Source organism: Paenibacillus solisilvae (assembly GCF_042656405.1).
Lineage (GTDB): Bacteria > Bacillota > Bacilli > Paenibacillales > Paenibacillaceae > Paenibacillus_Z > Paenibacillus_Z solisilvae.
Genome location: NZ_JBHSOW010000049.1, coordinates 22,389 through 42,255, shown reverse-complemented (window position 1 = coordinate 42,255; position 19,867 = coordinate 22,389). Strand labels below are relative to the sequence as shown.

Here is a 19,867-nt window from a genome sequence, read left to right as displayed (position 1 = left end):
CGCAAAAAAGAAGCAAGTCCATTTATTAGGAGTAAAGGAGAATAGGAAAAAAATGCAGAACGACAAATATGCTAATATGCTGATCATGCCTGAACTTGATTCGACGGAAAAGCGATTGCTCCCCTTTGAAATACTTTCAAAGCTGAGAAGGGAAGCTCCCGTACGTTACGATAATTCAAGAAATTGTTGGGATGTATTTGCTTATGACGATGTGCATCGTGTTCTAAAGGATTCACTTACGTTCTCTTCCGTCCGCGGTACCGCTGCAGGGCAGAACCTCCTGTTTATGGATCCTCCTAAGCATACTCAAATGCGTGATCTGGTGAATAAAGCTTTTACCCCTAGAGCAATTCAGGAGCTTGCTCCGCGGATTCAATCCATTACTGAAGACTTGCTGGAGCAGGTATCCGGACAAGAGATGGACCTGGTAAGCGATTTTGCCACTCCAATGCCTGTAATCGTAATAGCGGAGCTGCTTGGCGCTCCAACGGAAGACCGATCTCTATTTAAAAAGTGGTCCGATATCCTAGTTGAAAGCGCAGAAAACGCAACAGATGAAGCTTTTCAGAAAATCACTGAAAAACGAATGCATGCCATGCAAGAGCTTGCCCAATACTTTAAAAACATTATTGAAATCCGTTCCAAACATCCGCAAGATGACCTTATCTCAGCATTACTCATAGCTGAAATCAATGGGGAGAAGCTTACCGATAGGGAGCTTATTAGTTTCTGTATTCTCCTTTTGGCTGCAGGAAACGAAACGACTACCAATCTGATTACCAACGGAGTGCGCATCCTGGCTGAACAACCATCCGTTCAGACTGAACTTTACCGGAATCTGGATGCCATACCAAGCTTTATTGAGGAAGTGCTGAGGTATTACCCTCCGATCGTGGCAATTGGCCGTATAGCCACTAAGGATACCGAGATCGGCTCTCAAACCGTTAAGGCAGGCGAGCAGGTTATTTCCTGGGTGGGAGCGGCCAATCGGGATGAGTCTAAGTTTTCGGAGCCAGACAAGTTTAATCTTCTTCGAAAACCAAACCCTCATATGTCATTTGGCTTCGGCATTCATTTTTGCCTAGGGGCGCCACTTGCACGCCTTGAAGGTAAAATAGCTTTGCAGGTGCTTTTGGAGCGTTACGAAGAAATCAAGCTGGTATCGGACAGACCATTAATACCGATCCCAAGTTCTTTCGTATTCGGCGTGAAGAATTATCCAATTTCGTTCGTACGAATGTAAAAAGTTGGTGTCTATTGAACCTGCGGTTAGCAGAAGACAACGAGTTCTTAAGTTATAGATTAAAAAACCCGTCAAAGAATGTGCGGGGGACACGAAAGTGGAGGTGCAGTTCAATGCAGCAGCTCCTTTTTTTTCTGGTCTGAAATTAAAGCGATGTCCTTATTCAACGGATCCGGAATTGAAGGCAATTCTGCAAGAAGATGTGGAGCTATCCACTCGGCAGCTAGATCTGGAATATATGACAGGGATGAATACGATGACCGATCAAGTCATTGCTATGGATTTCTTAATAAATGCCAAGAGCGGTGTCCGCAAGTATGCTATGGCAGTTACCGAATGTGCCACTCCGGGAATCAAGGCTGTATTAACCAGACGGCGACGAGTATACCGTTTTGATACAGTTTGAAAGTGCGCTCCCTGTAATTGGGAACGCACTTTCAGCTTGTAGGTTGGAAGTCCCCATTTGTTGTTTAATGGCATCAATTCCCGAAAATGACAAGAACATATTTTGTGTAGTTAGATAAAGCATTAAAGTGATGAAGCCTAATGACAATTAAATTCGTTTAAATACTGCGATGATTTTATTAATTGCTACATATATTTTTCTTCCCAGTAATTTCAGTATAACGACTCCTTTTATCACTTTCATAACTACGCCTATTATTTCTTCCCCTGAAACCGTTTTAAGTACAACAACTTTCCCGCGAGATTGATTCAAAATTTCACTGATATACATGAAATATCCCTCCCTTCTTGTCTCATATTCTATTAATATGAGATTGAAACGATAGGGTTCGGGCTTATCCTTATTACGGGCCGCAACAACAACTGAGGTCGACGCCTCTGCACCGTTAGGCGAAGTCGTTCTGCAACTCGAATTACAATATTCAACAAACTGGACACGGAAACGATAGCGGAGGGAGCTTGCAAAGACCTCCGACTCTGCAGCTGCCTGCATAAGCCGAAGGCCTGTCGTTATATGGTTAGGCGATTCAACGATTAGCTGCGGGAAAACAGCTTTCTGCGCTTTGCGACCAGTATCCCGGCAATGATGGCTGCAGCAGCAGCTAGCGTGATCCACAAATTACCGGACGACTCTTGCCCATTGCCGGCATCAGATGGAGCCGCAGCATCCGCAGCACCTGCCGCTTCGAAGGTTACGGCTTGCGCCCCTTCCACGACTTTCACCGATTCGCGGCCGAATTTCTGGTAGAGGAAATTCGCGTGTTTCTCGTCATAGGGCGTAATGCCGACTTCCACCGAACCGCCCACTACAACCGTATGGGTAACGGTGAAGCCTTGTTCAGCCAGTTCGTCATGACCGGCGCCGGAAATAAAGGCATCGATCTCGGCTTGCTTGTTCGCAAGTTTGTCTTCGGCAGCGGCCGTATTGGATATTTTTACGGATGAGGATTGAGCGTCTCCCGGAGCAGCCATTGCAGTTCCGGCAATCATGACGAGCATGCAGCTGGCCGTAAGCAGCACCTTCGCCCAACGTTTCTTATAGGCTTGTATCATGTACATTACCTCCTGATTATAAGCGTTATTGTTCTGTTTGATTAACGAACGGTTCCATCGATCGAGCTACCAATACCGCTTCGCCCCCGGTCAAGATTCCTGAGAGCATGTAATGAATACCCTTCGAGGACCAGTGAAGCTCCACATTCGCTGCCGCTTCCTCCTGCTCCGGAACGGACGGGCTGACAATCAAATAACCGACGGCGCCGTTCACATCAACCGTTTTGCCGCTTTGCGGCATATCTGCATTCTCTTTTTGTGCGAATACGCCGAATGATCGGTCTCCTGCAACATAACTGAACGCGGCATCCGTTGCCTTCCCTTCTTCCGGTCCCGTTACGTTGATTTCATAAAGGGAGAACCCATCCGGAATGTAGGAAGGGATGAGCAGTCCGTCACCGAACGAACGGCTTGCTTCTTCGTAGCTGTCCAACACCCGCGGTCCTCTGCCGGAAGGACCGGTTGGTCTTACGGAGCCATCAGGGTCCTTGAAGGTGTTAACCGGTTCTCCTATAGGAGGCGTACCGTCCGGCGAAATGACATGTTTCGACTCACTGACGAACAGTAAACCGAGTAACGCTGCCGCGACCGCTATCCCCACAAACCATATGTTTCGTCCTGGTTTCCGTACTTTCCGGACCGCAGATCGCTCCTGGGCAGTTCCGGAGAGCTGTCTCACCTTTTCTTTCATATCTGCGTCAAATTGAAGGTTATCGAACAGAAGATCGTCAGCTTCGGCTTTCACGCGTTCTCTGATCTCCTTGTCCCGGTGTGTCATTGTACGAGTCCCTCCTTTGCCAGGCATTCGCCCAGAAGCTCCCTTGCCCGGTGAAGCCGTCCGCGAACGGTACCTTCCGGAACTCCGGTAGCATCGGCAATTTCTCGGGTTCCCAGGTCAAGGTAATAATACAAGTAAATGACCTCGTGATAATGAGCGGGCAGTTTGACGATATATTTGAGAATCGTCGTCTGGTCCAGTCGCTTCATCGCTTCTTCCTCGACGCTGCGCAGAGCGGTTTGCTTCATTAGAACCGGATCCGTTGGCTGCTCCTGAGTCATTTTCAATCCCAGTTTATCTCGACAGGCATTAATTGCGATCGTAGTCAGCCACGTTTTCACGCTGCTGTCCCCCCGAAATGACGCCCATTTGCGGAAGGCTCGGAGAAAGACCTCCTGACTGACGTCCTCCGCCAAATGCCGGTCGCCCAAATAAAAATAGGCCGTTCGCAGCACGGAGGAACCGTAGTCGGTCATCAGTTGTTCAAGCGCCAAGGAGGGTTCTGAAGGGAACATGGATTTGTTGTTTGGGCTGGCCGGCCTCGCCATCGGTTGATCACCTCCATACCCTTTAGACGGCTCAACTTCCGAATCCGCTACATAGAAATTCAAATAAAAAACAAGAGGAGGTGGGTACCGCAAGTTACAAGCCGCATATTTGGTATGATTCCTTCATTGTTGACAGAGAAGAAAAGTCCATTGGTACTATGGATTTAACAACTGTTAACTGCAAGTGGCGTAGATCGTTCGAAAATGGAGCATTTGATACGAGATGGCGCAATACATGCGGGTTTTCTTGATAAATTCAGGCAAAATCGGGATAAACCGCCATTTACAACTGATTACCTATAATGATATATTCATGCCAAGTACATAATAAGTTGTTAGAAGAACATTACAAGTATATATCAAATATACCAAGATTATTTTACACATCCTCGCCGCGCTTGTCCGTACCCTGCTCGTTTACAGCTTCCAACCATCTGAGTAAAGCACACTCATTTACAATCTCCTTGAATCTCTACTGCAAAAAAGGTTGTTTTTTCTTATCTAAAATGTAAGCGCATTCCTAGACGCTTTGAAACGTTCCGCATCCGGGGTATTTCATAAATTGAACAGATTTCAAATTTCATGACCGGATCGTCCATCGTCGCCCTGGCGGCGCTTGGACGTCGGAACAAGGAGGGAGTAACGGCATGCGATTCGGACTTACCGCTTATGGTACGGTTTATCATATGGGCATTCACTCCGGCTCTAACCGGGTCTGCATTACAGCTAAGGAACAGATCGACTTGGCGGAAGCTTATGGCCTTCAAGGCGTGGAAATTCCGCTGGACTTGCTTGCGAAGTGCGACCCCGGCGAAGTTGCCGATTATGCGAGGCAGAAAGACATGTTCATCAACGTCGCGGCGGGCGGTTTCGACCCGGTTACGCTGAAGAAAGCACTCCAGCTTGCAAGGCAGGCAGGTGCAATCACACTCCGCACAGTAGTGGGCGGGGCTAAATTCGGAGGCGACCGCCGGCATATGGAGGGAAGCTGGCAGCCTTTTTTGCAGCAAATTTTGAGAGCATTTGAGGAAACCGCGGAGACCGCGGAGAAGACCGGTGTCAATCTAACGGTGGAGAACCACCAGGATCTGGCATCCGAAGAATTGCTCTGGCTGTGTGAAACAATCGGCTCCCATCGGTTCGGGATTACGCTGGACACCGGCAACCCGCTTGCAACGGCCGAGCATCCTGCCGACTTCTATCGGAGCGTCGCGCCATATGTCAAGAACGTGCATTTGAAGGATTACACGATCTATTGGTCGGAAGAAGGCTATCGGCTCGTACGATGTCCGCTCGGACAAGGTGTAATCGACTTTCCAGACCTCTTCAGGCTTATGGGCGAAACGAACCCGCAGGTGACGATGTCGGTAGAGCACGGTTGGCTGGAAGCGCGGCACGTACGGGTGCTTCAGGAGGATTTCTGGACCGAATATCCGCCGCGTACGGCGCGCCAGTTAACCCGGCTCCTTCGCTTCGTGGAGGATCGGGCCAGACATAAGGGCGATTGGAGAACGCCGTTCGAGCGGGCGCAGACACCGGATGAGATTGCCAAGTACGAGATGGAAGAGATGGATATCGGAATGGCTTACCTAACGAATCAGATCCGCAAGCTCGGGACGCGGAGCGAGTCTAATATGACACAGGGGTGATAGCATTGCATACGACGGGATTGCAAGGGAAAAATGCGCTGGTTACCGGTTCTAGCCGGGGACTTGGCAAGCAATACGCTCTGGACCTGGCTCGCGCCGGCGCCAACGTGATCATTCATGACATCCGGGATAGTTCGGCAGCCGAGTTTAACGAAGCGCCTTCCGGTCATGCGGTTGCCGAGGAGATCAGACAGCTTGGCGTCAAATCGGCATTCATTGCGGCTGATCTGGCTGATCCGGCCCAGGTGGAGAGGCTCGTAAAAGGCGCGATCAGCGAGCTGGGCTCTATGGATATTCTCGTCAATAATGCCGGCGGGGATATCGGCTTCAACACGCCGCGCCCGGAACCGAACGATGCCCTCGATATTTCCATAGACGATATACGTTCGGTTGTCGAACGGAATCTGCTGTCCACCATGTACGCCTGCAAATTTGCGGGTTTACATATGAGGGAGCGCAAAACCGGCAAGATCGTTAATGTAGGTTCGATTGCAGGTCATGTGCCGGTGACAACCGGGCTGATCTATGCCGCTGCTAAGACTGGAATTTCTTCTTACACGAGAAGTCTTGCGGAACAGCTGCGTCCGTATGATGTGAACGTTAACTGCATATCGCCGGCTCCGACCTATACCGGCAGATTTCTTGCAACGCGGACCGTTCGGAGCGAAGAAGGGAGATCCCGTCTGCAGCGCATAGCTCAGCCTGAAGATATGTCAGGCATCGTCCTGTTCCTGTGCGGCTCCGCTTCGGACGCTTTAACAGGCGAAACGATTGTATGCTGGAAATAAGAAACATCCTGAGGGCGAGGTAGAACGATGAACGAGGCCATACGTTTCATCATGGGGCCGGAGGATCCGGACCGTTATGATATTTTTACCCACGCAGCCGGTCCGGAGGGTAAGCTGCCGCTGACAGCCGAAATGCTGATGAATCTCCCGAGCGGGGATTTATTCGGCATGAGCCAGAATGTCGGCATGGGTTGGAAGCCGGAACGGCTTCTAGGCAAACAGATTCTTATTCTCAGCACGCAGGGCGGTGTCCGCGGCGAAGACGGAACGCCGATCGCACTGGGCTATCATACCGGCCACTGGGAAGTAGGTCTTCTCGTGAAGGAGGCGGCGCTTGAGGTGAGCGGGCTCGGCGGCGTACCGTTCGCCGCCTTTGTCAGCGATCCGTGCGACGGCCGTTCACAAGGGACGACCGGGATGTTCGACTCTCTGCCCTACCGAAACGATGCGGCGATCGTGTTCAGGCGACTGATCAGGTCGCTGCCGACGCGAAGCGGCGTCATCGGGGTGGGCACCTGCGACAAAGGGCTGCCCGCCATGATGATTGCCCTCGCGGCCATGCATGATTTACCCGCGATCATTGTGCCGGGAGGCGTCACGCTTCCTCCGACCGTCGGTGAAGATGCGGCCAAGATCCAGACAATCGGTGCGCGTTTCGCGCAAGGGCAAATTACGCTTGACGAAGCGGCCGATTTGGGCTGCCGAGTATGCGCGACGCCAGGAGGCGGCTGCCAGTTTCTTGGGACGGCGGCATCGGCCCAGGTTGTCGCCGAGGCACTCGGCATGTCACTGCCGCATTCGGCACTTGCTCCTTCCGGCCAGCCGATCTGGCGCGACATCGCCAGGCAATCGGCGAGGGCGGTTCAATGGATGGATGCAAACGGGATGGCTATGCGGGATATCTTGACAGACGCTGCCATTGAGAATGCCATGGCGGTGCATGCGGCATTCGGAGGTTCAACTAATTTGCTTCTGCATATCCCCGCTATTGCCTATGCGGCCTCCTGCCGCATCCCCGACGTGGCGGATTGGACCCGTGTGAACAAGGCGGTTCCGCGGCTTGTCAGTGTGCTGCCGAACGGACCGGAATATCATCCTACGGTCCGCGTGTTTATGGCGGGCGGCGTACCAGAGGTCATGCTTCATCTGCGCAGGCTCGGTCTGCTCAATCTTAAGGTGAAAACCGTCGCGGGCGAATCTCTGTCGGATCTCTTGGATTGGTGGGAGGATTCCGAGCGGCGGCACGAAATCCGCAAACGATTGCTGGCCATCGACGGCATTGATCCAGATCAGGTCATTATGAGCCCGGAACGAGCGTCCGCCAGAGGATTAACATCCACGGTAGCTTTTCCGACTGGCAATCTGGCCCCGGAAGGATCCGTCATCAAATCGACTGCTATCGATCCCGAAGTTGTCGGAGAAGACGGTGTCTACCGCCATATTGGGCAGGCCAAGGTGTTCACAACCGAGAAAGAGGCGGTCAAGGCAATCAAAGACGGCCATATTAAGGAAGGCGATATTCTTGTGCTGATCGGCAGAGGTCCGTCAGGAACGGGGATGGAGGAAACCTATCAGTTGACCTCCGCTTTAAAGCATCTGCCTTTCGGCAAGCATGTGACGCTGCTCACAGATGCCCGCTTTTCGGGCGTGTCGACCGGCGCCTGTATCGGTCATATCGGTCCGGAGGCATTGGCCGGCGGTCCGATCGGTAAAGTGCAGAACGGCGATTGGATCGATGTTTTGGTTGACCGCAATACGCTGGACGGCAGCATTCATTTTATCGGTCAAGGTGAAGAACGCTTTAGTCCGGAGACCGGCGCGGCAATATTGGCCGCCCGCCCTCTGCACCAGGACTTGGCCGCAGATCCGGCATTGCCAGGCGACACCAGGCTGTGGGCCGCGCTTCAGGCGGCAAGCGGCGGTACGTGGAGGGGAAGCATTTATGACGTCGACCGGATCATCGAAACGCTTCAAGCGGGTATGGAATCGTTGGCAAGTACCAAGCAGGAGCCGGGAGGGTAATTATGAGTAAACGTTTGGATGGCAAAGTGATCGTAGTGACCGGCGGGACAAAAGGGATCGGTAAAGGCATCGCCCTTATGTGCGCGGCCGAAGGCGCGAAAATTATTGTAAGTGGCAGGAACGAGCAGGACGGGAGCCATGTGGTCCGGCAGATTGAGGAAAACACCGGAGCGGAAGCGCTGTTCATTCGGAAGGATATCAGCATTGAGACGGATTGCCGTGAATTGATCGAGGAGTCGGTCGCGCATTTCGGACGAATCGACGGCCTTGTTAATAACGCGGGGGTCTTTCCCAGAGGCAGTATGCTCGATACTACGGAGGAGCTGTTCGACTTCATCTTCGATGTCAATATCAAAGGAGCATTCTTCTGCTCGAAATACGCCATGCAGGCGATGCTGCAGACCGGCGGCGGCTCCATCGTTCAGATTGGATCCACTAACGGCTATAAAGGCTCCAAGGATCTTGCAGCATACTCCTGCTCGAAAGGTGCTATGCTGACGCTGAACCGGCATATTGCGGTCAACTATGCCAAGGAAGGCATACGCTCGAACTGGGTAACCGTCGGCTGGGTGGCATCCGAAGGGGAAGTGGAACTGTACGGGAAAATGGGCTTGCCCGCTGATCAATTGCGTGAAAAGGCGGCTGGCATTATTCCGAGCGGACGCATGCAGACTGCGGAGGATATGGCATATGGGGTCGTCTACCTGCTGTCGGACGAAGCCAATCAGGTAACGGGAACGGAGCTTTCCATTGCTGGCGGGCTTAACATGTAGTTCGGGGATTGTCGGGGTAAACGATGACAGCTGCTCCAAGCAGAAACATGTTCCTTTGAATCAAAACAAAAAAGCCCGGGAATTTTCTCCAGGGCAATCGTGTATGCGGTTACAGTTTGCTTTTCATAGCGAGCAAATATTTGAGTGCAATTCCAAGCGCACCGACGTAATAGCCGATCACCACCAACCAGCCTGTCGAATCGAGGGTAGAGATGTTGGCGAGCAGGAGCAGTGGGAGGACATAGTACAGCATGCCTTGTAAATAATCCAGGATCAAAGAGGGGGAGAAATCGCCAACGCGCAGCGAACGATAGAGGCCGAGCAGGAAGTCAAGAGCCATTAAACCAAGCACGATCCAGAGCGAGTAGAGCATCCAACCTGTGAGCATCAATGTCATCTTGTATCACCTCCTCGCAGAAGGATCTTTTGTTATGTACCATATCTTATGGCGCCGGACAACAGGTTGTACTAGGTCAACGACACCTTTTTTATGGAATCTTGTAAAAACTCCGGTGCTTCTGCGTGGTAAAATCTAAACCGGCAGAATTCCCTCCTGACTGCACGGATTGTGGGTGCATGGCATAAACTGCAACGAGATCGAGAAACAGGAAGCAGAAATGCCGTTCAAAGTGTAGAGATGGAGGGGATGAATGTTGAGGTATACGGTGCAGTATATCCCGCTTAGCAAGATCAAACCCGGAATTTCCGTCCAGATTTCACAGCGGATCAAGGACCTTCGCAAAGTGGCACAGGATTGCATGCAGGTGCTCGTCGTTCGTAAAAGCAGGAAAGAAGGCGGCTACATTATCGTAAGCGGTGCCAACCAATATGAATATATCAAGAAGTATACAAAAAAAAAGACCGCCCCATGCCTGGTGGACCAGAGCAAAGCTTCTTCCAGTGCTGCCGCGTTTATGAGTCTATTTCACAAAAGAAAACCGCCCTCTGATATCCCGTACATCAAATCAGACCGGTTGGCAATCAGCAGCTGGTCCATCATCCGCACCTTTATGAAACAGGAACCCCGCTTCAAGCAGCTGACCCACAGTCAGCAAATCAAAGTGCTGCGGCTTGGGCTGCAATATAAAAAAACGACAATTTCGTCAATGAAAGCGAAGGTTGACGTACTGTATAAAAAGTAATTTTAGCGGTTTGTCGAAAGGGGTGGCAGAATCCAAGAAACATGGGAAACTGATCACTATAGCACAACAATCAACAGGCTGCCGGCATCCGGCAGCCTATTGAGCGAAAGGCCAGGTTAGTGGAAGTGAAATTCTTAAGCCGAAGCGTTGATTTAACCCCATTTCGGAATCGCAAGCTGCCGTTGTAAAAAAGGTCATATTTACCCTCTTGGCAGGGTTCAAAAGGCTTGACTAATTTGTTCTTGCGTTATATTATAAAAATCGCGTCACAAGGGACGCGGAATATGCTGATGTAGCTCAGGGGTAGAGCAACGCACTCGTAATGCGTAGGCCGGGGGTTCAATTCCCTTCATCAGCACCATACAAAGCCATGAAAGGCGCGGTTTTCCGAATCAGGAAGCCGCGCTTTTTTGCTGTTTCTGACCAGCTTTCGGCACTTGGTTGACTAATCGGTCGATATCCGTCTGACTGGATTATCGAGCTGCGCCCCCTCCAGATAGGTTAACGCCCCCGCTGCGGTTTCGCGCTGCATCAGCCTTGTCGTATGTTGGATAAACAACTGATCCAGGCTGTTCAAGTTCCCTTTTTTATACATCAGAAACACATTTTCGTGCGGGAAGGGGTTGCACTTGATTGGAATAGCCGCCATTTCGCGGCTGATCAATTCGTCGCGGAAAATAAGCGCCCCGGACAGAAAGGCTCCGTCTCCCTCCATGATCCAATGCTTGATGAGCGATAAATTGTTGCTCTCGTATTTGATCTCATGGCGCAGGTTCAGATTCCCGAAGGTCAACTCCATCATTCTTCTATACAGCGTGTCTGAATGATAAGTGATAAGGGGAGTTTCGGCGACCTCCTCCATCGTGATGAACCGGTATGCGGCCAATGGATGATTCCGGGAGACAATCAAGTGGACGTCCTCCTGATAAATGTTCTTGAACGTAAAAGTAGGAACGTTCAATGCATAACGGCTGATGCTGAGCCGAAACTCGTTGTCGGTTATTTTGCGTATTTGTTCCCGTGAAGAATAGCCGAGAATACATACGGAAACTTCCGGATAATGGTCTTTGAATTCTTTCAGTATCCAAGGCAGCAGCGTACCTGCAAATGAATTGTTACAGCCGATCGACAGCTTGCCGGTAAGCCCCAGCCCGAGTTGGTCGATTGCACGCCGGCCCTCCTCAATTGAGTTCACAGCCCGCCTGGCAAACGGAAGAAAGGCGAATCCCTCCTCGGTCAATTGGATGCCGGTTTTGCTGCGGACAAAGAGCAGTTTGTTTAGATCCTGCTCAAGCTGCTTAATCCGGTTTGAGACGGTTGGCTGTGGCAAATAAAGTTGCTCGGCAGCTTTCTTGTAGCTCCCCAGATGATAGATAGCCAAAAACGTTGTGATTTGCTCAAATGTCATTTTCTCACCCCTTCATCGAGTATTTAATGTTATTATACATGACATTCAAATTCCAAATAATGCGGTTACATCCAAATAATCAATCTGTACATTCAGATTACGTTATTTACGAGTCAAGTAAACGGACTTATTATAAATCTACCATCACAGAAATGCCATAAATATGTAATATTATATGACGCATATAGTGTGCGAGGGGGACGACGACGGAATGCAGCGGATTTTGATTTCAGAGTATTCAGAATAAGTTTTCAACTTGCTGCGAGGCCGGTGAAATCAGTTGGAATGAAAAGAACAGTTCACGGTTACAAGTAAGATTTCTATTAAGAGGAGGACTGTATGAAATTGAGAGAGTATCCGAATAAAAGGGTCTTAATTTCAGTTGCGTTAGCTGTCATGATAACACTCTTGCTCAGCGGTTGCGGCGACGAAACCGCCCCCGCGGCAAACGTGCAGGAAACCTCCGCGGAAGCAGTGGGCGGAGTACTGAAGGTCGGGATCATCACCGACTTCGGCACACTGGATCCTGCGAGATCCACCAGACTTATCGATGAAGAGCTGTACAACAATATTTACGATCCGATGGTTAAGCTGACCCCCGACGGGAAATTCCTTCCCGGTCTGAGCACGGAATGGACAATCAGCGATGACGGCAAGACCTATACCTTTAAATTGAGGGAAGGCGTCAAATTTCATGATGGCACCGATTTTAATGCACAAGCCGTTATCGATAACTGGAACTGGATTATGGACCCGGCCAACGCCTCGCCGCGCAGTTCCGATCTCGTGTTGGTACAGGAGTTGTCTTCACCGGACCCTTATACGCTTGTGGTCAAACTAAAAACGCCTTTCACACCCTTTATTGCCACGATTACGGGGCGAACCGGCTTGATCGCATCTCCTACAGCGAGGAAGAAATACGGCGATCAATACGAGATGAATCCGGTAGGAACGGGACCGTTCCAATTCGTTGAATGGAATAAAAATGATCATTTAACCATTCGTAAAAATCCCGACTATTGGGAAAAGGATCAGCCAAAGCTGGATGAAGTCGAATTTATGCCGATCGTCAATCAATCGCAGAAATTGAACGCACTGCTCGCGGGACAGGTTGATCTGGTTGATTCTATCCCGTTCCAGGACATACCCAAGGTGGAAAATACGCCGAACCTCAAGCTCGGAACGCTCACCTCCTTTGGTTATTCCAGACTGTCGTTCAATTTGCAAAAGCCTCCGTTCGATAACGTCAACAATCGCAGGGCGGTCAATTATGCCATCAACAGGGACGAAATCAACCAGCTGATTTATTTTGGCAAGTTCGTACCGGGTTATTCCTTTTTCTCCCCGGCCGGCTTTGCCAACGATCCAAGTATAAAAATTGATTATTCTTTGGAATTGGCCAAGGAAGAGCTGGTGAAGGCCGGCAATCCTGATGGCTTCACATTTACCCTGCTTAGCGCCAACGATCCGCAGACGCTGCAGCTCAGTCAGCTTTTCCAGAGTCAATTGGCCAAGGCCGGAATCAAGATGAATATCGAAGCGCTGGACTCCACCGCCATAACCGAAAAGCGAAACAGCGGCGACTGGCAGACAACTGGCGGCGGCTGGAGCGGAATGATCGATCCCGATCAGAACAGCTATGCGTTTATTGTCACGGATGCTCCTTTCAATTACGGCAAATACAGCAATCTCGAGGTAGACAAACTGATGCAGCAGGCGCGTGAATCCAGCTCAACCGAGGAACGCAAGAAGATTTATTCCCAGGTTTCTTCCATTCTTCTGGAGGAGGTACCGGGCGTGTTCACCGGTTATCAGCCGGTAGTGGATGTCTGGACGGACAAGGTGCAGGGCTTCGAGGTTTACCCGGACCAGCTGCTGCGGCTGCATAAGACTACCGTCAGCAAATAAAGGGAGGGACGCATGAATGACCAGTTATGTGGGACGTCGGCTTCTGTGGTTTATCCCGGTATCCTTGCTCCTGATTATTTTTACCTTCAGCCTGATCCATCTTGTGCCGGGAAACCCCGCGCATACCATTCTGGGAGAGGAGGCAAGTCCGGAAGCTGTGAAGCTGCTGGAAGCGAAGCTTGGTCTGGACCAGCCGTTGTCGGTTCAATTCTTTGACTACCTGTCGGATACGCTGCGCGGCAATTTCGGCAATTCACTGTATGGCAGCCAGCCGGTTATAGAGCTGATCATTACCCGGCTCCCCGTGACCCTGGAGATTTCCGTCTTGGCCATTCTGCTGTCACTGGCCATTTCGCTGCCTCTCGGCATTTTGGCGGCCAGACGCCCGAATTCCTGGATCGATCATACCGGGCGTCTGATCGCACTCGCCGGAGCCGCGGTGCCTACCTTCTGGGTATCGCTCATTCTGGTCTTCCTGTTATCCGTCACTGTCCGCTGGTTCCCGGCGCTCGGATGGGTTCCACTGTCGGAGGGTGTCGGATCCAATTTGTATCACCTGGTTATGCCGGTCATGGCCCTGTCACTTCCTCTCGCCGCTATGGAATCGAGGATGCTGCGGGGTGAAATGCTCGAGGTGCTCAGTCAGGTCTACATTCAGGTTGCCCGCGCCAAAGGGATGCGCGAAAAAGCGGTGCTCCTGCGGCATGGGCTGCGCAATGCGATTCTGCCGGTTATTACAGTAATCGGGCTGCAGATGGGAGGTCTGCTGGGAGGGGCCGTTCTGATCGAATCCATCTTCTCCTTGCCCGGAATGGGCCAGCTTGTGCTGAATGCGATTGTGCAAAGAGATTATCCAGTCGTTAACGGCACTGTCCTGTTTATGGGAGGAACCATTCTGTTTACGAATCTGCTGGTCGATGTCATTTACGCATTCTTGGACCCAAGAATCCGATATTCCTGAGGAAAGGGGAGCAGCAACTATGTCTATGGATCTGACAAGAAGGGAGATCGAGCTTGGCCATCTTCAGGTCAAGCCCAAGAACCGGGCACGCAAGCTGCTGGCCAAAATCCGAAAAAACGGACTGATCATGTCCGGGCTTTTGATGGTGCTCGGCTTTGCTGTCGTGGCTCTGATTCTGCCGACCTTCGTCCCGTATTCGCCTTTTGCCACCGATTATACCGTGGCTCTAAAGCCGCCGAGCCTGTCCCATCTGCTGGGTACCGATAATTTAGGACGCGATGTGTTCAGCCGGGTCGTCTGGGGAGCAAGGGAGTCGCTCGCTTCGGGATTGCTTATTGTTGCGCTGGCTTTTGTGATCGGAGTTCCACTCGGATTAATATCCGGATTTTACGGCGGCTGGACCGATGAAATAATGATGCGTGTAGTTGATACGTGGCTGGCTTTCCCGGGTCTGGTTCTCACCATGGCGCTTACTTTTATTATGGGTCCGTCTTTCATTAACGCTTCTCTGGCTGTAGCTGTTATTATGGCGCCGCAATTTATTCGTATAACGAGGGGACAGGTGCTAAGCATCCGGGATCGGGAATTCGTACATGCGGCTCGAAGCCACGGCGTGCGTACCTGGCGGATTCTGCTGCGCCATATCCTGCCCAATGCATCCACATCGCTTACGGTGGCCTGCAATCTGAATATGGGGCATGCGATTATGGTAGTGGCCAGCCTCTCCTATCTGGGACTGGGCACACCGCCGCCATTCCCCAGCTGGGGAGAAATGCTCCAAAGCGGTACGACATTCCTTACGATGGCGCCCTGGATCTCCTTCGCGCCCGGCCTTGCCATCTTCCTGTTGGTGCTTGCTTTCACCCTGCTTGGAGAAGGCATCCGGGACGAGTTCGATCCCCATTCCAAAGTCAAGTCGGGCTAGAATAAGAACTCAATTTTATATTAATGGAGGGTTAACCATGAAATTTGGAAACGGATCAAACTATTGGATTGTAGAAGGCGATGACTTTGATGTCAGCAGGGGGGCGGCCAAAGCCGTCACCATTGAAATGAATGAGAATCGGACATTGAAGTTCGATCCCGATCGATCGGCTTTTATTATTATCGATATGCAAAATTATTTCTGTTCTCCCCTGCTGGAACGCCCGGAAGGTGCGTTAAAGCTGGTTCCCGCCATCTCTTCGGCCATAAAGAGCAGCCGGCAGCTGGGGATGCGGGTTATATGGGTCAATTGGGGGCACCGGCCCGACACGGCCAATTTGCCGCCTAGTCTGCTGTACGGGTGGCAGCGCAACGGTCGGCCGGGTATCGGCCAGCCATTGCCGGCTGACCTTGGGCCGACGCTGATCAAGGACTCCTGGTCGGCTGCGTTGACGGGCGAGCTGGAAGAGCTGCGAGAAGCGGATGATTATTGGGTTGATAAATACCGGATCAGCGGTTTTCCGGGAACCACGCTTGACCCGATCCTGCGTTCGAACGGTATCACTACGCTGTTTTTCGCGGGAGTCAATACGGATCAATGCGTAATGGATTCGGTACATGACGCCGCTTATCTCGGCTATGACAATGTGCTGCTGATGGACTGTACAGCCACCACATCTCCGGCGAATGTGCTGGAAGGCTCCCTGCACAACATGAGATCGAAGGCGTTTACCGCACTCTCCACCAGCTTGACAGCTGCTGCGGCCAGCTTTGTGTAACCCTGTTATCATCGAATTATCCCAGGTAAAGGCGGTGGCACGCTAATGGAAACCCTGCTTAAGGTCAGCAACCTGAGAACGTGGTTCACCACTTCTGACAGGGTGGTTAAAGCAGTAGACGGCGTCGATTTTGAAGTCGAGAGTGGAAAAGTCTTGTGCATCGTCGGCGAGTCCGGCAGTGGAAAAAGCATGACCTCCCTGTCACTGATGGGTCTGGTGCCGGGTCCTCACGGGCAGATTGTGGACGGCGAGGTGCTGTTCGACGGCGAAGATCTGGTGGGCTTGAGCGAAACCCGGCTGTCGGATTTGCGGGGCAACAAGATCGCCATGATCTTCCAGGAACCGATGAGCGCGCTTAATCCGCTGTTTAAAATCGGGGAGCAGATTATCGAGGTACTGATGCGGCACCGCGAGCTATCCAGACGGGAGGCTCACGCCAAAGCTGTTTCCCAGCTTCGCAGTGTCGGCATCCCGCAGCCGGAAATGATCGTACATTCATACCCTCATCAATTATCGGGAGGGATGCGCCAGCGGGTCATGATTGCCATGATGATGGCTTGCGAGCCGAAATTGCTTATCGCCGACGAGCCGACAACCGCTCTGGACGTCACCATTCAGGCGCAGGTGCTTGACCTGATGCGCAATCTGAAGGACCGGACGGGAACGGCGATCATATTTATCACCCATGATCTCGGGGTTGTGGCTGAGATGGCTGATGATATGGCGGTTATGTATGCCGGTCAGATTGTCGAATCGGGTTCCGCCGATATCGTGTTCGACAAGCCGCTTCATCCCTATACATTGGCTCTAATGGGTTCGGTTCCTTCGATGACGGAAGAAAACGAGCGGCTGACAGCCATTCCCGGAACGGTGCCAAGCGCCGCCAGTTTTCCGCCGGGCTGCAGATTTGCGGAACGCTGCTCTAAGGCAATCTCAGGCTGTCATACAAGTATGCCGGAGCTGCGTGAGATAAGTCCCGGACATTATGTCCGCTGCTCTCTGATCTAGAACTTGAATGGAAGGTGGCTGCGCAATGACACTTGCAGAGCAGACCGTAACAGATGCCGGAGGGACTGTCGGCGGCAGCGGTAATTTGCTGGAAGTCCGCAATGTGAAGATGTATTTCCCGATCACCGGCGGTATTTTGCAGCGCAGGATAGGTGAAGTCAAAGCGGTCGATAATGTTTCGTTCTCCATCAAGAAGGGCGATACGCTGGGGCTTGTCGGCGAATCCGGCTGCGGGAAGTCAACGACCGGCCGCGTTATTATGCGGCTGTATGAACCGACGGAGGGCTCGATTGTATTCGACGGGCATGATATTACGAATATCAAGGGCGATCAGCTCCGCCGGCTGCGGCAAAATTTCCAGATGGTTTTTCAGGACCCCTTTTCCTCGCTGAACCCGAGAATGACCGTCGGTGCAATCGTCGCGGAGCCGATGATTGTGAATACAAGAATGACGCAGAAAGAAGTCGGGGAGCGGGTCGCCTATCTGCTGAGAGTGGTCGGACTGCCTCAGGAAGCCGCATTCAAGCATCCTCATGAGTTCTCAGGCGGCCAGCGTCAGCGAATTGCCATTGCCCGCGCCCTTGGCCTCAATCCCAAATTAATGGTATTGGACGAAGCCGTATCTGCGCTCGATGTGTCCATTCAGGCGCAAATCATTAATCTTCTCGACGATCTAAGGCGGCAATTTGGTCTGTCTTATCTGTTTATTTCTCATAATCTATCCGTCGTCAAGCATGTAAGCAATAAGGTAGGGGTCATGTATCTGGGCAGAATGGTGGAAATCGCGCCGAAATCCAAACTTTACGGCGCTCCCCTCCACCCCTACACGCAATCACTGCTTTCTGCAGCGCCGGAAGCAAGCCGCAAGGTGAAGCGCGAACGCATCGTGCTTGCGGGAGAGGTTCCGAATCCTTCTAATCCGCCCTCGGGCTGCGCTTTCCATACCCGTTGTCCGAAGGCGATGAATATTTGCCGGGAGGCGCGTCCCGAATTGCTGGAAATTGTGCCGGAACAATTTGTTGCATGTCATTTATATTAAGGAAGCGAGCTATGGAAATTTGGCAGAAAAATCTTTGGGTTTTATGGTTTGGCACCTTTGTCGCATCAGCAAGCCTGACGATGGTGATCCCGTTCCTGCCGTTGTTTCTGATCGATATCGGCGTGCAGGACAATACGGAGATGTGGGCGGGACTGTTGTTCAGCTCGACCTTCCTGGCTTCTTCCCTGTCATCTCCGTATCTCGGTTCACTGGCTGACAAATTCGGCCGAAAGAAAATGATTATCCGGGCGGGCATTGTTCTGTTCATCGTGTTCACCCTAACGGCAATGGTAACCAATCCATACGAGCTGCTGGCTCTGAGGATCCTTCACGGCCTGCTGGCCGGATATATTCCTGCCGTTATCGCTCTTGTCGGCACCAACACGCCAGATAACAAGGTCGGCTTTGCGCTGACTACCATATCGACTGCAACGGCATCGGGACGTATCATGGGGCCCCTGCTGGGCGGCGGGATCGCACATCTGTTCAACAACCGGGCGGCTTTCGTGAGCGCCGGAGTTCTCATTCTGTTATCCACGCTGCTGGTTATCTTTCTGGTCAAGGAGGAGAAAATCGGGGAGTCCAAAGGGCGCAGCTCTGTGTTTGAAGCTTTCAAAATCGCAGCGTCCAACCGTTCCTTCTCCATGATTCTCATCTTGACTGTCTTTGTGTCGATTTCGGTGATGACCATCGAGCCGGTAATCAGCCTGTATGTGGTGCAAATCGGCGGGGATGCTGGAGATGCCTCACTGCTTGCGGGTTTCGTATTTTCCCTCGTAGGCATTGCAGGCATTATTTTTGCACCGTTCTGGGGACGATTGGCGGATAAAGTCGGCTTTCGCCATGTTTTGGTCATCGGTCTGGTAGGAGGAGCAGCAGGGAATTTTTCTCAGATGGCTTTTCATAATATTTGGGGCTTTGCTATTGTCCGCTTTGTGTACGGCGCGTTCTTCTGTGCGGTCATTCCTGCGTTGAACGGCATGCTGGTCCGCAATACCCCAAGCGATTTCCGGGGAAGAGCGTTCGGGCTTAATAATACGGCTTCCCAAGTCGGCAATATGATCGGGCCGGGCGTTGGCGGAGCGATCGGGGCGGCATTCACGACCCATATGATCTTTGCCGCCACCGGGGTACTCCTGGCAGGCTCTGCCATGCTGGCCCATCGCCTGACCGAAACGAAAAGGCCGGAAACAGCGTCTGTCAGCGTTATGCCTCACAATGATCCAGTCTCCAAGACCCAACATACCTGACACTAGAATGTAGGATTGTTGTAGAGCCGGATTCGGCAGCAGGTCGAAACAAACACTCAAGTTATTATTAAAGAAGTTAAACTGTTCTGAAATTAATTAATCCCCGCTAAGCCTTGTGGCTGACGGGGA

The 19,867-nt window shown here is 51.7% G+C and carries 19 protein-coding genes, 1 tRNA gene and 1 pseudogene; 15 read left to right on the top strand and 6 right to left on the bottom strand.

Features of this window, described 5'->3' with window-relative positions:
• Positions 1–52: 52 nt before the first annotated feature.
• Both ACFPYJ_RS14790 and ACFPYJ_RS14785 read left to right on the top strand, forming a co-directional pair.
• Complete coding sequence (locus ACFPYJ_RS14790) at positions 53–1,243, top strand: cytochrome P450 (protein ID WP_379188927.1); 1,191 nt, start codon at positions 53–55, stop codon at positions 1,241–1,243.
• Between the two features lie 238 nt (positions 1,244–1,481).
• A pseudogene (locus ACFPYJ_RS14785) lies at positions 1,482–1,616 on the top strand (spore coat protein); the annotation flags it as partial.
• 180 nt (positions 1,617–1,796) lie between these two features.
• On the opposite strand, the gene ACFPYJ_RS14780 reads toward ACFPYJ_RS14785, so the two are convergent.
• From ACFPYJ_RS14780 to ACFPYJ_RS14765, 4 genes are all read right to left on the bottom strand, one after another.
• Positions 1,797–1,979 (bottom strand): hypothetical protein, encoded by a 183-nt coding sequence (locus tag ACFPYJ_RS14780; RefSeq protein ID WP_379188926.1) that lies wholly within the window; start codon positions 1,977–1,979, stop codon positions 1,797–1,799.
• A 263-nt stretch (positions 1,980–2,242) separates the two neighbouring features.
• Positions 2,243–2,761 (bottom strand): hypothetical protein, encoded by a 519-nt coding sequence (locus ACFPYJ_RS14775; protein ID WP_379188925.1) that lies wholly within the window; start codon positions 2,759–2,761, stop codon positions 2,243–2,245.
• Between the two features lie 25 nt (positions 2,762–2,786).
• The gene (locus tag ACFPYJ_RS14770; protein WP_379188924.1) at positions 2,787–3,539 is read right to left on the bottom strand and encodes a hypothetical protein; all 753 of its coding nucleotides are present in this window, start codon (positions 3,537–3,539) and stop codon (positions 2,787–2,789) included.
• Positions 3,536–4,180, bottom strand: a complete 645-nt coding sequence (locus ACFPYJ_RS14765; RefSeq protein ID WP_379188923.1) for a sigma-70 family RNA polymerase sigma factor — start codon at positions 4,178–4,180, stop codon at positions 3,536–3,538. The genes ACFPYJ_RS14770 and ACFPYJ_RS14765 overlap by 4 nt, the downstream gene beginning before the upstream one ends.
• A 554-nt stretch (positions 4,181–4,734) precedes the next feature.
• Here ACFPYJ_RS14765 and ACFPYJ_RS14760 point away from each other — a divergent pair.
• Genes ACFPYJ_RS14760 through ACFPYJ_RS14745 form a run of 4 tightly spaced genes read left to right on the top strand, consistent with a single transcriptional unit; the run spans position 4,735 to position 9,319 of the window.
• Complete coding sequence (locus tag ACFPYJ_RS14760) at positions 4,735–5,736, top strand: sugar phosphate isomerase/epimerase family protein (RefSeq protein ID WP_379188922.1); 1,002 nt, start codon at positions 4,735–4,737, stop codon at positions 5,734–5,736.
• A gap of 5 nt (positions 5,737–5,741) precedes the next feature.
• Positions 5,742–6,524, top strand: coding sequence for an SDR family NAD(P)-dependent oxidoreductase (locus ACFPYJ_RS14755; RefSeq protein WP_379188921.1), 783 nt, complete (start codon positions 5,742–5,744; stop codon positions 6,522–6,524).
• Positions 6,525–6,551: 27 nt separating this feature from the next.
• Positions 6,552–8,546: a YjhG/YagF family D-xylonate dehydratase gene (locus ACFPYJ_RS14750; RefSeq protein WP_379188920.1), complete on the top strand. Its 1,995-nt coding sequence runs from the start codon at positions 6,552–6,554 to the stop codon at positions 8,544–8,546.
• 2 nt (positions 8,547–8,548) lie between these two features.
• Positions 8,549–9,319, top strand: coding sequence for an SDR family NAD(P)-dependent oxidoreductase (locus ACFPYJ_RS14745; RefSeq protein ID WP_379188919.1), 771 nt, complete (start codon positions 8,549–8,551; stop codon positions 9,317–9,319).
• A gap of 109 nt (positions 9,320–9,428) precedes the next feature.
• Here the strand turns inward: ACFPYJ_RS14745 and ACFPYJ_RS14740 are convergent, their stop codons facing one another.
• A complete protein-coding gene (locus ACFPYJ_RS14740) occupies positions 9,429–9,716 on the bottom strand; it encodes a hypothetical protein (protein ID WP_379188918.1) in 288 nt (95 codons plus the stop codon).
• Between the two features lie 253 nt (positions 9,717–9,969).
• Here ACFPYJ_RS14740 and ACFPYJ_RS14735 point away from each other — a divergent pair, with 253 nt between their 5' ends.
• Positions 9,970–10,461 (top strand): hypothetical protein, encoded by a 492-nt coding sequence (locus ACFPYJ_RS14735; protein WP_379188917.1) that lies wholly within the window; start codon positions 9,970–9,972, stop codon positions 10,459–10,461.
• 286 nt (positions 10,462–10,747) lie between these two features.
• A tRNA-Thr gene (locus tag ACFPYJ_RS14730) sits at positions 10,748–10,822 on the top strand.
• Positions 10,823–10,906: 84 nt separating this feature from the next.
• On the opposite strand, the gene ACFPYJ_RS14725 is transcribed toward ACFPYJ_RS14730, so the two are convergent.
• On the bottom strand, positions 10,907–11,869 hold the full coding sequence (locus tag ACFPYJ_RS14725) for a LysR family transcriptional regulator (RefSeq protein WP_379188916.1): 963 nt from the start codon (positions 11,867–11,869) through the stop codon (positions 10,907–10,909).
• 339 nt (positions 11,870–12,208) lie between these two features.
• Here ACFPYJ_RS14725 and ACFPYJ_RS14720 point away from each other — a divergent pair, with 339 nt between their 5' ends.
• Genes ACFPYJ_RS14720 through ACFPYJ_RS14690 form a run of 7 tightly spaced genes read left to right on the top strand, consistent with a single transcriptional unit; the run spans position 12,209 to position 19,738 of the window.
• The gene (locus ACFPYJ_RS14720) at positions 12,209–13,777 is read left to right on the top strand and encodes an ABC transporter substrate-binding protein (RefSeq protein ID WP_379188915.1); all 1,569 of its coding nucleotides are present in this window, start codon (positions 12,209–12,211) and stop codon (positions 13,775–13,777) included.
• A 16-nt stretch (positions 13,778–13,793) separates the two neighbouring features.
• Entirely contained in the window at positions 13,794–14,738 is a 945-nt protein-coding gene (locus ACFPYJ_RS14715) for an ABC transporter permease (RefSeq protein WP_379188914.1), read from the top strand.
• Between the two features lie 19 nt (positions 14,739–14,757).
• Positions 14,758–15,663 (top strand): ABC transporter permease, encoded by a 906-nt coding sequence (locus ACFPYJ_RS14710; protein WP_379188913.1) that lies wholly within the window; start codon positions 14,758–14,760, stop codon positions 15,661–15,663.
• Positions 15,664–15,700: 37 nt separating this feature from the next.
• On the top strand, positions 15,701–16,441 hold the full coding sequence (locus ACFPYJ_RS14705; RefSeq protein WP_379188912.1) for a cysteine hydrolase family protein: 741 nt from the start codon (positions 15,701–15,703) through the stop codon (positions 16,439–16,441).
• Between the two features lie 45 nt (positions 16,442–16,486).
• Positions 16,487–17,449: an ABC transporter ATP-binding protein gene (locus tag ACFPYJ_RS14700; protein WP_379188911.1), complete on the top strand. Its 963-nt coding sequence runs from the start codon at positions 16,487–16,489 to the stop codon at positions 17,447–17,449.
• Positions 17,450–17,474: 25 nt separating this feature from the next.
• Positions 17,475–18,488 (top strand): ABC transporter ATP-binding protein, encoded by a 1,014-nt coding sequence (locus ACFPYJ_RS14695; protein ID WP_379188910.1) that lies wholly within the window; start codon positions 17,475–17,477, stop codon positions 18,486–18,488.
• 11 nt (positions 18,489–18,499) lie between these two features.
• Entirely contained in the window at positions 18,500–19,738 is a 1,239-nt protein-coding gene (locus ACFPYJ_RS14690) for an MFS transporter (protein ID WP_379188909.1), read from the top strand.
• Positions 19,739–19,867 lie beyond the last annotated feature (129 nt).